This is a genomic window from Paracoccus alkenifer (assembly GCF_900108405.1).
Taxonomy (GTDB): domain Bacteria; phylum Pseudomonadota; class Alphaproteobacteria; order Rhodobacterales; family Rhodobacteraceae; genus Paracoccus; species Paracoccus alkenifer.
Genome location: NZ_FNXG01000003.1, coordinates 21402 through 35762, shown reverse-complemented (window position 1 = coordinate 35762; position 14361 = coordinate 21402). Strand labels below are relative to the sequence as shown.

The window sequence follows — 14361 nt, the reverse complement described above, 5'->3', positions numbered from 1 at the left end:
GGACCGGCAATGTCACGGCAAACCACAAGATTTTGCGGGTTTGCCCGGTTTGCGCGGTGGTTTTCCGCAAATGGCGGGGTTTTCCCGCCGCCGGGCGGGGAAAACCGGGCGGGCCGCGCGGCAGCGGGCAGCGATCGCGCGTGGACAGGCTTTTGCCAGGCTGCTAACCCCCGGTTGCAAACTTGTCTGGACCCACCCCGAGCTGAGAGAACGCGATGAAAGACCTCGACCCTGCCGCCGTTGCCGGCCGCATCCGCTGGACCGCTGACGAGGCAGGCAAGGTGATGGCACTGCCGTTCATGGAGCTGCTGTATCTGGCGCAGTCGGTGCATCGGCAGAACTTCGACCCCAACCGCATCCAGCTGTCGCGGCTGTTGTCGATCAAGACCGGCGGCTGCCCCGAGGATTGCAGCTATTGCAGCCAGTCCGCCCGCCATGGCTCGGGGCTGTCGGCCTCGAAGCTGCTTGAGGTCGAGCGGGTGATCGCCGAGGCACGCAAGGCCAAAGAGGCCGGGGCCACCCGCTATTGCATGGGCGCCGCCTGGCGCAGCCCCAAGGAACGCGACATGGAATCGGTGATCGCCATGGTTCAGGGCGTCAAGGCGCTGGGCATGGAAACCTGCATGACGCTGGGGATGCTGGACGCCGGACAGGCGCAGCGGCTGAAGGAAGCGGGGCTGGATTACTACAACCACAACGTGGACACCTCGGAATCGCATTATTCCAGCGTGGTGACCACGCGCAGCTATGCCGACCGGCTGGACACGCTGGCGGTGGTGCAGGGCAGCGGCATCAAGGTCTGCTCGGGCGGCATCCTGGGGCTGGGCGAGCGGCCGCAGGACCGGGTCGAGATGCTGGTGACGCTGGCCAACCTGCCCGAGCCGCCCGATTCCGTGCCGCTGAACATGCTGATCGCGATTCCCGGCACCCCGCTGGAGGGCGCGGCCCCGGTCGATCCCATCGACTTTGTGCGCACCATCGCGCTGGCCCGGATCATGATGCCGCAAAGCCATGTGCGGCTGTCGGCGGGCCGCACGGGCATGTCGGACGAGATGCAGGCGCTGTGCTTCTTTGCCGGCGCGAACTCGATCTTTATGGGCGATACGCTGCTGACCGCGGCCAACCCGACCGAGGACCGCGACATGCAGCTGCTGGCGCGGCTGGGGATGCAGCCGATGGCGGCCTGGGAACACGCGCCCGACGCCCCGGCCGGGGACGCGCCCGCCGCGCCGCGCATCCTCGCGCGCAAGGACATGCCGGTCCCGATCCTGCGATAGGCGGGGCGCGCGGGCGTTCCGATGCCTGCGCGGGATTTCAGCGGCTTGGCGGGAACGTGATCGCCCGCGCCCTTTCTGCGCGGTGACATTTCCCCGGGCTTGCGCTTGAATGCGGCGACGGCTTTCCGTGCGCGGGGGCAGGGCCTATGATGCGGCCAGCCCGGCGCGCAGAGCGCCGCGCCTGCCCAAGGACACTCGATTCACGAACGGTTGCCCGATGATCAGACTGACCGCCTTTGCCCTGTCTACCCTGACGCTTGGTGCCTGCATGGCGATTCCGTTGCAGACGGCGCCCGTCGCCTATCCCGTGGCCCAGACCGCAGCCCCGGCGTTCGAGCCGGCACCGGCGCAGGTGACAGGCATCGCCGGGTTGCAGTCGCGCGAACCCGATGCCTGCCATGCGGGCGATTATCGCCATGCGATGGGGCAGCCGGGGACGGCGATTGCGTCGCTGGGGGTCAAGCGCGATTACCGGATCGTGGAATACCGCGGGATCGAGCCGCCTGAATACGACCCCCTGCGGATCGTGTTCCGGCTGGATGCGGCGGGCAATGTCCAGACCATCGACTGCGGCTGATCGAAAGGGACCGCCTGCCATGACCCTGTTTGCGAAACTCACCCTGGCTGCATTGCCGCTGGTGGCGCTGACCGCTTGCGTCCAGCCCGAGCCGGCCACGCCCGCGCCGGACGCGGATGCCTGCAACGCCTCGTCCCTGGCGGGGCTGGTGGGGCAGCCATCAACGGTGCTGAAAACCATGCTGCTGCCCGCCGGCACAAGGGTGATCAACCCCGGCGAGCCGGTGACGATGGATTTCCGCCCCGACCGGATGAACATCGAGATCGGCACCGACGGCCGCATCGCCAAGATCGGCTGCTACTGAGCCGGTTGCGGCGGGGTGGTGTCCGACCTGCCCGCGCCATCGCGGCGTCGTCGCCGCATGGGTATTTGAGCCAGAAAGAAGCTCGACGCGCAGGGTTCATGCGCAGCGTCGCTCGGGTGGGCTTCTTTCTGGGGAAAATACCCCCGGGGGGCCGCGCGCAGCGCGGTGGGGGCGGCGCCCCCCGGACCGTTTTCCAAGTTGATCGGGCGCTGTTGTGGTGCCACGTTGAATCCATGACGATCCAGCCCCTGCCCAATTCGCCCCCCGTATCCGATGTCGTGGCCTTTGACCGGCGCGAGCTGGCGGTGATCCTGTCGCTCTATGGCCGCATGGTCGCGGCGGGCGAGTGGCGCGATTACGGCATGTCGTTCCTGCGTGACAGCGCGGTGTTTTCGGTGTTTCGCCGCGCGGCCGAACACCCGCTGTATCGGATCGAAAAGCGCCCCCGCCTGCGTAACGCGCAGGGCATGTATGCGGTGGTGGCCATGGACGGGCAGATCCTGCGCCGGGGCCATGATCTGCCCACGGTCCTGCGCGTGTTCGAGCGCAAGCTGATCCGGCCGGTCTGACGGAAATTTCAACCGGAATCGGGTTCTGCGCGTCTCTCGTTGCAAGGAACTCTGTTCCCGGCGATCAGCTTGAGGCAATAGACTGGGCAGTAAGCCTTGCGATGCAGGAGACGGCGATATGAAATGGACCCATGTTCAGGCGAACTGGAGCGCTTTTTACGAGGCGATTCAGGAAAAATGGGAGGACGTCGATGAGGCGATGCTGGACGAGATCGACGGCGACCAGCGTGAATTTGTCCGCTATATCGCCGAAGTGACCGAGCAGGACATCTCCGAGGCCCGCGACGAGATCAAGGAATGGCTTGCCGGCGAGATCCCGGCCGATGTCGTGATGGACCCGTCCCATGACAACCACTCGATCGCGCTGTCGGGGAAATATGTGTCCGAGGGCGAGGACGAATACGCCGACGACGCCCGATTCGGCGATGACGACGAATACCCTGACGACGGCGACAATCTGGGCCGGGTCTAGTCGGGGCGCGGGGGTTCTTCCCACCACAGATCGGGCAGGAACCCGGGCCAGTCGCCGTAAGCGGTCGGCGTGTCGGGGTAATGCAGCCTGGCGGAATGGGCGATGCGGCTGAGTGGCGAATAGCTGACCGGGATCACATAGCGCCCCGCCGTCAGCAGCCGGTCCAGCGCCCGGACCGCCGCGATATGGGTGTCGTCTTCGGGCGCGTTCACCGCCGCCGCGATCATGGCATCCACCGCCGGATCGCGCACTCCCATCCAGTTGCGCGAGCCCTCTTGCCCGGCACTGGCGCTGCCCCAATACAGCGCCTGTTCATTGCCCGGCGACAGCGACAGGCCGCGTTCATACCAGCTCATGTCAAAGGCAAAGCGGTTGGTGCGCTGGACGTATTGCGCGCTGTCCAGCACCGTGACCCGCGGCACCACCCCCAGCGGCCGCAGCGCCTGCACGTAGATGTCGACGATCTGCTGCATCTCGCTGCCCGCGCGCATGGCGCTGCCGGACTGGTTGAGCAGGATTTCCGGGGCAAACGCCGCGCCGTCCCGATTGCGCAGCACGCCGTCCTGCACGGTCCAGCCGGCCTGTTCCAGCAGCGCCACCGCCCGGCGCAGCGAATCGCGGTCCAGCATCTTTGCCGCGCCCTCGGGCAGGGCATAGCCGTCCAGAGTGCCGGGCAGCAGCTGCTCGGCAAAGGGGGCCAGCAGCTCGGCCTCGATCCCGGTCGCGGGGCCGGGGCGCATCGCAAGGTCCGAGTTGGCAAAATAGCTGGTGATCCGCGGGTCGGTTCCGCCGGTCAGGGTCGCGTTAATGAACTGGTGGTTGAAGGCCAGAATCATCGCCTCGCGCACCCGCCAGTCCCGAAACAGCGGCGAGCGGGTGTTCATCACCAGCCCCATGATCCCCGAGGGCCGGCGGTGCGGGATTTCCGACTTGACCACCCGCCCCGAGGCGACGGCGGGAAACCCGTATTCGGTGGCCCATTTCACCGCCCTGGTTTCGCGCCAGACATCGACCTCGCCGGCCTTGAACGCCTGGAACATGGCGTTGGTGTCGGCGAAATAATCATAGCGGATCACGTCGAAATTATAGAGACCCCGCAGCAGCGGCAGGTCGCGCCCCCAGTAATCGGGATTGCGGCGAAAGCTGATCGCGCGGCCGGGATCGACCCGCTCGACCACATAGGCGCCCGAGCCGATCGGCACCTCAAGCCCCGAGGCGCCGAAATCCGTGCCCTCCCATTGCGCCTTTTTCAGCACCGGCCGCAGCCCCATCAGCAGCGGCAATTCGCGGTCGGGTTCGGAAAACTCGATGCGCAGCGCGTGTTCGCCGGTCTGGGTGATCGCTGCGACCTTGCCCCAGGCGCCGGCATAGCGGGGGTGGCCCTGCGTCCCCAGCGTGGTGAACGACCAGATGACATCTTCGACCGTGACCGGCGAGCCGTCGGAAAACCTCGCCTCGGGACGCAGGGTAAAGGCGACCCAGCTGCGGTCCTCGTCGGTCTCGACCGTTTCGCACAACAGACAATATAACGTGAACGGCTCGTCCAGCGACCGCAGCATCAGCGGCTCGGCCACATGCACCCCCACCGACCACGCCGCATTGCCCTTAAGCACCCAGGGCTTCAGCGAATCGAAACTGCCGGGTTCGGCAAAGCGAATCATCCCGCCCTTTGGGGCGTCGGGATTGGCATAGGGCAGGCCGGGGGCGTCGGCGGAAAGGGCAGGTTTTCCAAACATTGCAAGGGCATGGGACGGCTCTGCCGCACTTGTCAGCGGCATCCCTGCAACAGTCGCCCCCCCCAGAAAGATCACGCGCAAAAACGCTGCAATCGCGGAATCGTTAACGATTTTGAAGATTCGCATGGGTGCGCCTGTCCTGCCTTGTCCGGATTCGATGCCGGCTCTGTGGGAAAAGACTACCGATGCGTTCACCCTGACGCAAACTCGACCCTTGGACTCGCGAAGGCTTGGGCGTATACCAAACACACTGCTCGATAGGTTTCTTGCCTGTATGAAACCTGCCTCATGACTTGCGCCCGCCTTGTGCGGGCGCCTTTTTTTTGCCCGCAGCCGGGGTCGCCGGTTTCTGGCGCAGCTGCCGGCGCCGCGCTATCCTGCCCCCGCAGCAACACGAAGGGGGCGTGCAGATGGTCGAGAAAATCCTGACCGGCAAGACGGCGGTGGTGACCGGATCGAACAGCGGCATCGGGCTGGGGGTGGCGCAGGCGCTGGCCGCGGCCGGGGCGGATCTGGTGATCAACAGCTTCACCGACACCCCCGAGGATCAGGCGCTGGCCGAAAGCCTTGCCCGCGACCACGGCGTCGCCGTGCGCTATATCCAGGCCGACATGAGCAAACCCGCCGACTGCCGCCGCCTGATCGAACAGGCCGGGCGCTGCGACATTCTGGTGAACAATGCCGGCATCCAGCATGTCGCGCCGCTTGAGGATTTCCCGACCGAGAACTGGGACGCGATCATCGCGATCAACCTCAACAGTGCGTTTCACACCACGGCGGTGGCGCTGCCGATGATGCGCAAGGCGGGCTGGGGCCGGGTGGTCAACGTGGCATCCGCGCACGGGCTGACGGCCTCGCCCTATAAATCCGCCTATGTGGCGGCCAAGCACGGGGTGGTGGGGCTGACCAAGGTCACGGCGCTGGAAACCGCCACCGACCCGATCACCTGCAACGCCATCTGCCCCGGCTATGTGCTGACGCCGATCGTGGAAAAGCAGATCCCCGACCAGATGAAGACCCACAACATGAGCCGCGAGGACGTCATCGCCAAGGTGATGCTGCAACGCCAGCCCTCGGGCGAATTCGCGACGGTGGAACAGATCGGCGGCACCGCGGTGTTCCTGTGCTCGGACATTGCCGCCCAGATCACCGGCACCACGATTTCCGTGGACGGCGGCTGGACCGCCCTCTGACCCGGCCGGCGGGGGGTGCGCGCCGCCTCGCCCCGTCTTTGGTGCTCAAATATCCCGGGGGTGCGGGGGCAGCGCCCCCGGCTCGCCCACGTCCAGCGTCGCCGGCGTGCCGCGCAAGCGCAGCGGCTGGGCGCGCAGAAAGGCAGCCTCGGACGGGTCGTGGGTGACCAGCACCAGCCCGGCGCCGCTGTCGTCCAGCAGCCGGGCGGTCAGGTCCAGCATCCGCCCGGCGGTGTCCGCATCCAGCGAGGCAAAGGGTTCGTCCATCAGCAGGATCTGCGGGCGCGCGGCAAAGGCGCGGGCCAGCGCCAGCCGCCGCTGCTGGCCCAGCGACAACTGCCGCGGCCAGGCGGCGTCGCGCCCCTCCAGACCCACTTGCGCAAGCAGCGCCCGCGCAGCGTCCGGCGTGGTGCCGGTCGGCAGGGTGATGTTCTGCAATGCCGTGCGCCATGGCAGCAGGTTGGGTTCCTGAAACACCATCGCCAGCCGCTCGGGCACCTGCCGCAGGCCGTGGAACCGCGTGTCCAGCCCGGCGATGATCCGCATGAGCGTGGTCTTGCCGGCCCCGGACGGCCCCAGCAGTGCCACCCGCTGCGCGGGCGCCAGCTCCAGCGTGATCGGCCCCAGCACCGGGCGGCCGTCGAACTGCTTGCCGGCAAGCTCAAGCCGCATCCTGCCTCCAGCGGTTGGCGCTGTCCTGCCAGGGGCGCAGGATCAGCAGGTCGATCAGCAGCATGACCACGACAAAGGCCAGCGCCCAGGCCAGCACCCGCGCCACGTCGAAATTGGAAAAATGCATGTGCAGCTTGAAGCCGACCCCGTTTGAGCGGCCCAGGAACTCGACCACCAGCACGATCTTCCAGATCAGCGCGATGCCGGACCGGGCGGCGGCGGCGATGGCAGGGGCAAGCTGCGGCAGCACCACATGGCGCAGCCGCGCCAGCGGCCGCATTCCGAACACCCGCGCCATGTCGTCCAGATCGGGCGACAACGCGCGCCCGGCCTCGCGCAGCAGCACCGCGACCACGGGGATCTTGTTCAGCGCGACCGACAGGATCGCGGCGGTCTCGTTCAGGCCGATCCAGATATAGCACAGCACGATCACCACCAGCGCCGGCAGGTTCAGCAGCACCACCAGCGAGGGGTTCAGCCAGCGGTCGGCGGTTGCCGAACGTCCCATCCACAGCCCCAGCGCGCCCCCCGCGACCATCGCCACGGCAAAGGCCGCGAGCACCCGCGCCAGCGTCATGCCGGTGTGGAACCACAGCTCGCCGCTGGCACCCAGTGCCCACAGCCGCCCCAGCACCAGCAGGGGCGAGGGCAGGCGGCGCGGATCGTCCCCGATCGCGGCAAGCGTGGCCCACAGCCCCAGCACCAGCGCGGCCGAGATCAGCCCGGGGGCCAGCGCGGCCCAGCGTGGACGCCGGGCGGGGGTGGCCGGGGCAGGTGGCGTGCGGTCGCTCAAGGCTTGGCGTCGGGGTTCGGCTCGGATTCAGGCGCCCAGAACAGCCCCGAGGGCAGCTCGGTCAGCCCGCCGGTCAGTTCCTCACCGCCCAGCCCGGCCATGACCGCGAACATCTGCTGCGCGGCCTGCGCATCGACGCCATGGCCCAAAGGGATGCCGGCGCGCCAGCGCTCGCGCAGCGCCGTGAACTCGGCGTCGTTTTCGGCGTTCATGATCGGGCGCAGCGCGTCCCATGCGGAATCGTCGGTGGACAGGATGCGCTTGGCCTCGGCCGAGGCTGCGGCCAGCCCGCGCGCCGCCTGCGGGTTCGCCTGAATCCAGCTTTCGCGCAGCACATAGCCCAGCAGCGGCGTGTCGGGGTCCAGCCCCAGGTCACGCGCCGCGGTCACCACGTCGACCAGCTCGCGCGCGCCCCTCGCCTCCATCTTGGCCTGAAAATGCCACAGGTTCACCGCCGCCGCGACCTCGCCCGTCTGGAACGCGTTGAGGATGATGGGCGCGGCGCCAAAGACCTGCCGCGTGGTGTCGGCCAGATCACGGCCGCCGTTCTGGCCGTGTTCGCTGATCGACCAGGCGCGCAGGATCAGCCAGCTCTTGTCCACGGGGCTGCCGCCGACGCCGATGGTCTGGCCCTCAAGATCGGCAAGGCTTTGCACCGCGCTGTCCCCGGGCACCATCAGCCCGCCGACCGCGGAGGAATAGGGCAGGAACACGTAATCCGCCCCCGCCGCGCGCTGCTGCGCCACCCACAGCCAGTCGGAAACGATGCTGTCCACCTCGGCCCCGTGCATCGCCACATGGGTTGCCGGGTTGCCGGCCAGCGCCAGCAGTTTCAGTGTAAATCCATGGGCGCGGTCCAGCCCGTGGGCGCGGATGGTTTCCAGTTCCCACGTCACCGTGCCGCCTTCGAGCGTGCCGACGGTGATTTCGGGCAGCGTATCCTGCGCGGCGGCGGGCAGCGAAAGCCCAAGGGCCAGGCAGGCGGACAGGGCGATGCGGCGCAGCGGGATCATGGCGGAACCTTTGGCAGATGGCGGCGGGACAAGCGTGGCAGCATCCCGCCGGGCTGGCAATCACCGGGGCAGTCTATACCGGCACACGGCTTGCGCGACGGGGCTTTGGTCGTAGACTGGGGGCACCAGGATGCGGCCCGGCGTCGCATCCTTGGTGGGAGGACAACATCATGACCACACCCATGCAGGCGCCGACTTCAGGGGCCAAGGGCGCTGATTCCGCCGCAGGCGCGGGCGCTGCGCGCCGCCGTTCCGCCGATCAGGTGCAGGACATCCTGATCGTGGACGACCACCCGCTGATGTGCGACGCGCTGGCGCTGACGCTCAAGATCAGCTTCGGGCGCAAGACGGTTCGCACCGCCCGCAGTCTTGCCGCCGCGGTCGAACAGATCCGCACCCACGGCGCCCCCGACGCGGTGATCCTGGACCTGAACCTGCCCGACGCCCGCGGGGCCGAGGGCATCGTGACCCTGCGCCGGCAGCTGCCGGATGTGCCGATCACCATGATCTCGGCCGATCTGGAAAACGCGATGATCTCGGCCGCGATGGCGGCGGGGGCGCAGGGCTATATCGCCAAGTCGCTGGGCCGCGAGGCGCTGGTCGACAGCCTGCGCCGCATGTGGGAGGGCGAGCGCATCACCCCCGAGGGCTATGAGCCCGAGGCCGCCGGGTCCGAAGAGGACGCCCGGGCCGAGCTTGCCCGCCGTTTCGCCACGCTGACGCCCCAGCAGATGAAGATCCTGCGGCTGATCTGTCAGGGCAAGGCGAACAAGGAAATCAGCTACGAGCTGTCCATCGCCGAGGCCACGGTCAAGACCCACATCACCGCGATCATGTCCAAGATCAACGCGCGGCGCCGCACCCAGGCGGTGCTGCTGGCCAACAGCGTCCGGCTGTTCGAGCCGGGCTGAAAGGGCCAAGGCGGCGTTGGCGGAACCACGGGCAACAACAGGCGCAGGCGTCCCGGTGGCGCTGAGCGTGGCGGCCGATGACGCCGCGGGCGCGGATGTGCTGGCCGCGGGGCTGGCGCAATGCGACCCGGCGCTGGTGCTGCTGTTTGGCTCGCCCCGCGCCGCGCTGGGGCCGATCGCGCAGCGGCTGGGCGACCTGCTGGCGGGGGTGCGGATCGCCGGCTGTTCCTCGGCCGGGGAAATCGGCGCGCAAGGCTATCAGCGCGGCACCGTCGTCGCCATCGGCTTTCCGCGCCGGTCATTTCGCGCCGGAGCGGTGGCTTTGCGCAACCAGCGGCTGATCCCGGTTTCGGCGTGGCTGTCGCAGCTGCGCCGGCTGCGCGACGATTTCCCGCCGCGCCCCGGCTGGTCGCAATTCGGCATCCTGCTGGCCGACGGCACCGCCAGTCAGGAAGATGTTCTGGTCACCGCGCTGGATGCGGCGTTGCCGGATGTGCCGGTGGTCGGCGGCTCGGCCGGCGAGGGGCTGGATTTCGGCGAAAGCTGCCAGATCCTTGACGGGGCGGTGATCCCGGGCGCGGCGATCTTTGTGCTGGTCGAAACCGAGCTGGCGGTGTCCGAGGTCAGTTTCGCCCACTTCGCCGCAACCGAGAAACGCGCGGTGGTCACCAGCGCCGACCCCGGCGGGCGGGTGATCCATGAACTCAACGCCGAGCCGGCGGCGCAGGAATATGCGCGGCTGGCCGGGCTGGACCCGGCGCGGCTGGACCGGGCCGATTTCGCCCGCCACCCGCTGCTGCTGAAAACCGGGCGCCGCCACCATGTCCGCGCGATCAGCGGCGTGGGGCAGGGGGGCGCGCTGCAACTGATGTCGGCGGTGGAAACCGGGGCGGTGCTGACGCTGGGGCAGGCCGGCGACGTGACCGCCGGTTTCGCCGACACGCTGGACGCGCTGCCGCGGCTGCCCCGGATGGTGCTGGGGTTCGACTGCATCCTGCGCCGGCTGGCGGTCGAGCAGGCCGGCATGACCGGCGCCATGGCCGAGCTGTTCGACCGCTATCGCATCTTTGGCTTCAACACCTTTGGCGAGCAGCTGGGCGCGATGCATGTCAACCAGACCTTTGTCGGCGTGGCGCTGATGGACCCGGACCCGGCCGCGTGATGCTGATCCGCGACGACGACCCCGCCCGCCGCGCCGCAAGGCTGGAGCGCATCGTGTCGGTCCTGATCGACCGCGTGGACCGGCTTGAGGAACGCCGCGGCTCGGCCTGGTCGATGTTCCAGGCCGCCGTCGCGCTGGAACAAGAGGCGCTGGCCCGCACCCGCGATCTGGAACAGGCGCTGGCCGATCTGTCGGAAAAGAACCGCGACCTTGCCGTGGCCCGCGCCGCCGCGGAAGAGGCCAACCGCTCGAAAACCCGCTTTCTGCGCGCCGCCAGCCACGACCTGCTGCAACCCCTGTCGGCGGCGCGGTTGTTTTTGTCGGCGCTGTCGGACACGCAACTGGACCCGTTGCAGCAGGAACTGGCCGGGCGGCTGGCCGGCGCCTTTGAATCGGTCGAAGAGCTGATGCACGCCGTGCTTGACATCAGCCGGCTGGACAGCCAGCGCATCGAGTTCCACCGCAAGCCGGTCGAGCTGGACGCCCTGTTCCGGCGGCTGGGCGCGGAATATGCGCCCATGGCCGAGGCTGCGGGGCTGCGGCTGAGCTTTGTGCCGACCTCGGCGGTGGTCGACAGCGACCCGACCTTTCTGCGTCGGATCGCGCAGAACCTGGTCTCGAACGCGATCAAGTATACCGAAACCGGCGGGGTGGTGGTCGGCGTGCGCCGCCGCTCGGGGCTGGCGTGGCTGGAAATCCACGACAGCGGCGTCGGTATCGGCGAATCCGACCGCCCTCGCATCTTTGACGAATTTCAGCGCGCGGTGCGCGAGGGCGGCCCGCAGGGCATGGGGCTGGGCCTGTCCATCGTGCGCCGCGCCTGCGCCAAGCTGGGTCACCCGGTCGAGGTCGCCCCGCGCCCCCATGGCGGCACCGTGTTCCGGGTGGGCCTGACCCCGGCGGTGTCTGACCAGCGCGGGGGCGATTTTCAGCCGGTGGCGCTGCACGGGCTGCGCGCCCGCGTGGCGCTGATCGTGGAAAACGATGCGGCGATGCGGCGGGGGTATGAGCTGATGCTGGGCGACCGGCTGGGCATGGTGGTGCGCCCCGCCGGCGGCATCGCCGAGGCGCTGGCGGTGATGGGGCAGGATGACCCGCCCGACGTGATTCTGGCCGATTACAATCTGGACAACGGCGACACCGGGATCGGCGCGATCAACGCGCTGCGGGCGGCCGCGGGCCAGCATATCCCGGCGGTGATGGTCACCGCGCAGCGCGGCCCCGGTCCCGCCCGCGCCAGCGCCGAACTGGGGGTGCCGCTGGTCGAAAAGCCGGTGCGCCCCGACGAATTGGGCGCGATCCTGCTGCGCGCCATCTCATCCTGATGGCCGAGACGGCGCGGCGCGGGGTTGGCAGCCACGCGCGCCCCGCCCATGCTGCCGCAAAGAAAGGAGGGCGGATGAGGTATCTTTGCAATGTTCCGGCCATCGGCTTTGCGCGCGGCATGGGGGTGCTGGCACTTGCGCTGGGCGTTCTGCTGTCGCCTGCGCCCGCAGCGGCGGGCGAATCGGCGGGGCTGATCTTTACCGACCGCGGCCCCTGGGCGCTGGGTGACCGCGAGCTGCACTGGCGGCTGGACCACCACGGCCCGGACTCGCCGGCCTTCCGGCAGGTCCGGGGCGGCCGCATCACCCTGGCCGAGATCACCGACCCCTCGGACGGGCAGCCGCTGCTGGAAATCCGCGAAACAGCGGACGGCGATTCGCGGGTGCAGGGGCGTTTCCCGGTGTCCTCTGGCGATCCGGTGGTGGTGTTCTTTCTGGAAAACACCGCCCGCGACATGGCCATGCTGACCGGCGGCAGCCCCTTTTACATCCGCAACCGCATCAAAGAGGCGCTGGCCGACGCCGGCCCGGCAGTCACGGATGCAGACGGGGTCACGGTCGAACTGCGCCCCTTTGCCGGCGACCCCAACGGCGACCGGATGAAGGGGTTTGAAACCTTGCGGCTGCAATTTGTCATGGCGCCCGATCCGGCCCAGCCGATCCGCGCGCTTGTGGCCGAAACCGACGGCCCGGTCGCGGCGGTGTCCCCCCAAGGGATGCCGCCGCAGCCGATCGTGCCTTCCCCCTACCGTCACGCCATGGTGCTGGAATGATGATGCGCGCGGCTTTTCTTGCCTGTTATCTGGTCGTCGGGACGGTGCCGCCCCCCGCCCATGCGCAGGCCGTCAACGACTATCCGACCGAGGCGCGCGTGGAATATGCGCTGGCCTGCATGGCGGTGAACGGGGAATCCCCGGATTCGCTGCGCCGCTGTTCCTGCGCCATCGACGCCATCGCCGATGTCCTGCCGCATGACGCCTATGTGCAGGCGGAAACCGTGTTGCGGATGCGCCAGACCACCGGCGAACGCAGCGCCATGTTCCGCGGCAGCCCGGTGATGGAGGCGCTGGTGGCAGAGCTGCGCCGGGCCGAGGCCGAGGCCGAGATCCTGTGTTTCTGACCCTCGCTTTCTGACCCGGGGCCTTGACCATGTGCCGGCGCGGCGCTTGGTTGCGGGTCACGGTTTTGCATGGGGAACGGCGATGGATCTGGGAATCAGAGGGAAAAAGGCGCTTGTCTGCGCGGCATCGAAAGGGCTGGGCCGAGGCTGCGCCGAGGCGCTGGCCGCCGAAGGCGTCGATCTGGTCATCAACGCCCGCGGTGCTGAGGCGCTGACAAGCACCGCGCAGGCCATCGCCGCGGCGCATGGCGTGCAGGTGATCCCGGTCGCCGCCGACATCACCACGCCCGAGGGCCGCGCGCTGGTGCTCGACGCGCTGGGCGGGCAGGCCGACATCCTGGTGACCAACGCGGGCGGTCCGCCGCCCGGCCACTGGACCGACTGGTCGCGCGAGGATTTCATCAGCGCCATCGACGCCAACATGCTGTCGGCCATTGCGCTGATGCAGGCGCTGGTGCCGGGGATGATGGAGCGGGGCTGGGGCAGGGTGGTCAACATCACCTCGGCTGCGGTGCGTGCGCCCATCGGGCCGCTGGGGCTGTCGAACACCGCCCGGACCGGGCTGACCGGCTTTGTCGCCGGCATGTCGCGGCAGGTGGCGGAAAAAGGCGTCTGCGTGAACAACCTGCTGCCGGGGTTCCACGATACCGACCGGGCGACCGCGCTTGACCAGGGCACGGCCGGGACCGAGGGCATTTCCGCGGCCCAGGCCCGCGCCCGGCGCGAGGCGACCATCCCCGCCCGCGCCTATGGCCGGCCCGAGGATTTCGGCGCGGCATGCGCGTTCCTGTGTTCGCAGCACGCCCGGTTCATCGTGGGGCAGAACCTGCTGCTGGACGGCGGCGCGCTAAGCGCCACCATGTAACCGGAACCGCACCCCACATCGGGGGTTTCCCTTGCTGGCGGCAGACGCCGCCGGCAGCAAAAGGGAACCTTCCATGCCACGCGGAGACAAGGACGCCTATACCGACAAACAGAAACGCAAGGCCGAACATATCGCGGAAAGCTACGAGGACCGCGGCATGTCCGAAAAACGCGCCGAGGAAATCGGCTGGGCCACGGTCAACAAGCAGGACGGCGGCGGCAGGAAATCCGGCTCGGGCCGCGCCTCGACCCATGAGGAACGCTCGAAAGCCGCGAAAAAGGGCTGGGAAACCCGCCGCCGCAAGGGCAACGCCTGAACGCCCGATGTCCGGCGCGATTGCGCTTCTTCATCATCCAAATATCCCGGGGTCCG

General features: G+C 68.6%; 17 protein-coding genes. 13 read left to right on the top strand and 4 right to left on the bottom strand.

Annotated features, from left to right (window positions below; genetic code table 11):
• Nucleotides 1-215: 215 nt before the first annotated feature.
• The 5 genes from bioB to BLW83_RS08530 all read left to right on the top strand — a co-directional run bounded on the left by bioB (nucleotide 216) and on the right by BLW83_RS08530 (nucleotide 3199).
• The gene (bioB, locus tag BLW83_RS08550) at nucleotides 216-1277 is read left to right on the top strand and encodes a biotin synthase BioB (RefSeq protein ID WP_090847683.1); all 1062 of its coding nucleotides are present in this window, start codon (nucleotides 216-218) and stop codon (nucleotides 1275-1277) included.
• A 217-nt stretch (nucleotides 1278-1494) separates the two neighbouring features.
• The gene (locus BLW83_RS15915; RefSeq protein WP_245728732.1) at nucleotides 1495-1854 is read left to right on the top strand and encodes a hypothetical protein; all 360 of its coding nucleotides are present in this window, start codon (nucleotides 1495-1497) and stop codon (nucleotides 1852-1854) included.
• 19 nt (nucleotides 1855-1873) lie between these two features.
• The gene (locus BLW83_RS08540; protein WP_090847681.1) at nucleotides 1874-2158 is read left to right on the top strand and encodes an I78 family peptidase inhibitor; all 285 of its coding nucleotides are present in this window, start codon (nucleotides 1874-1876) and stop codon (nucleotides 2156-2158) included.
• Between the two features lie 233 nt (nucleotides 2159-2391).
• Nucleotides 2392-2727 carry a DUF2794 domain-containing protein gene (locus BLW83_RS08535; protein WP_090847678.1) on the top strand — a complete coding sequence of 112 codons (336 nt, stop codon included), beginning with the start codon at nucleotides 2392-2394 and terminating at the stop codon, nucleotides 2725-2727.
• Nucleotides 2728-2845: 118 nt separating this feature from the next.
• Nucleotides 2846-3199: a hypothetical protein gene (locus tag BLW83_RS08530; protein WP_090847676.1), complete on the top strand. Its 354-nt coding sequence runs from the start codon at nucleotides 2846-2848 to the stop codon at nucleotides 3197-3199.
• On the opposite strand, the gene BLW83_RS08525 is transcribed toward BLW83_RS08530, so the two are convergent.
• On the bottom strand, nucleotides 3196-5061 hold the full coding sequence (locus tag BLW83_RS08525; RefSeq protein ID WP_090847674.1) for an extracellular solute-binding protein: 1866 nt from the start codon (nucleotides 5059-5061) through the stop codon (nucleotides 3196-3198). The genes BLW83_RS08530 and BLW83_RS08525 overlap by 4 nt on opposite strands.
• Nucleotides 5062-5345: 284 nt before the next feature.
• Between BLW83_RS08525 and BLW83_RS08520 the strand changes: the two genes are divergently transcribed.
• A complete protein-coding gene (locus BLW83_RS08520; RefSeq protein ID WP_090848141.1) occupies nucleotides 5346-6128 on the top strand; it encodes a 3-hydroxybutyrate dehydrogenase in 783 nt (260 codons plus the stop codon).
• A 45-nt stretch (nucleotides 6129-6173) separates the two neighbouring features.
• Here BLW83_RS08520 and BLW83_RS08515 read toward each other — a convergent pair whose 3' ends face one another.
• The 3 genes from BLW83_RS08515 to BLW83_RS08505 are packed head-to-tail and all read right to left on the bottom strand — an operon-like array spanning nucleotide 6174 to nucleotide 8606.
• Nucleotides 6174-6800 (bottom strand): ATP-binding cassette domain-containing protein, encoded by a 627-nt coding sequence (locus BLW83_RS08515; RefSeq protein WP_090847672.1) that lies wholly within the window; start codon nucleotides 6798-6800, stop codon nucleotides 6174-6176.
• Nucleotides 6790-7593, bottom strand: a complete 804-nt coding sequence (locus BLW83_RS08510; RefSeq protein WP_245728730.1) for an ABC transporter permease — start codon at nucleotides 7591-7593, stop codon at nucleotides 6790-6792. The genes BLW83_RS08515 and BLW83_RS08510 overlap by 11 nt, the downstream gene beginning before the upstream one ends.
• Nucleotides 7590-8606, bottom strand: a complete 1017-nt coding sequence (locus BLW83_RS08505; RefSeq protein ID WP_090847670.1) for an ABC transporter substrate-binding protein — start codon at nucleotides 8604-8606, stop codon at nucleotides 7590-7592. The genes BLW83_RS08510 and BLW83_RS08505 overlap by 4 nt, the downstream gene beginning before the upstream one ends.
• Before the next feature lie 182 nt (nucleotides 8607-8788).
• Here BLW83_RS08505 and BLW83_RS08500 point away from each other — a divergent pair, with 182 nt between their 5' ends.
• From BLW83_RS08500 to BLW83_RS08470, 7 genes are all read left to right on the top strand, one after another.
• Complete coding sequence (locus BLW83_RS08500) at nucleotides 8789-9517, top strand: response regulator transcription factor (RefSeq protein ID WP_090847668.1); 729 nt, start codon at nucleotides 8789-8791, stop codon at nucleotides 9515-9517.
• 55 nt (nucleotides 9518-9572) lie between these two features.
• Nucleotides 9573-10679, top strand: a complete 1107-nt coding sequence (locus BLW83_RS08495; protein WP_245728728.1) for an FIST N-terminal domain-containing protein — start codon at nucleotides 9573-9575, stop codon at nucleotides 10677-10679.
• A complete protein-coding gene (locus BLW83_RS08490; protein ID WP_090847665.1) occupies nucleotides 10679-12004 on the top strand; it encodes an ATP-binding response regulator in 1326 nt (441 codons plus the stop codon). Before BLW83_RS08495 ends, BLW83_RS08490 begins: the two co-directional genes overlap by 1 nt.
• Nucleotides 12005-12078: 74 nt before the next feature.
• Nucleotides 12079-12777: a hypothetical protein gene (locus BLW83_RS08485; protein ID WP_177172529.1), complete on the top strand. Its 699-nt coding sequence runs from the start codon at nucleotides 12079-12081 to the stop codon at nucleotides 12775-12777.
• Nucleotides 12774-13124, top strand: coding sequence for a hypothetical protein (locus tag BLW83_RS08480; RefSeq protein WP_342707512.1), 351 nt, complete (start codon nucleotides 12774-12776; stop codon nucleotides 13122-13124). The genes BLW83_RS08485 and BLW83_RS08480 overlap by 4 nt, the downstream gene beginning before the upstream one ends.
• A gap of 82 nt (nucleotides 13125-13206) precedes the next feature.
• Nucleotides 13207-13989, top strand: a complete 783-nt coding sequence (locus BLW83_RS08475; protein WP_090847663.1) for an SDR family oxidoreductase — start codon at nucleotides 13207-13209, stop codon at nucleotides 13987-13989.
• A 73-nt stretch (nucleotides 13990-14062) separates the two neighbouring features.
• The gene (locus tag BLW83_RS08470) at nucleotides 14063-14305 is read left to right on the top strand and encodes a plasmid stabilization protein (protein ID WP_090847661.1); all 243 of its coding nucleotides are present in this window, start codon (nucleotides 14063-14065) and stop codon (nucleotides 14303-14305) included.
• Nucleotides 14306-14361: the final 56 nt, after the last annotated feature.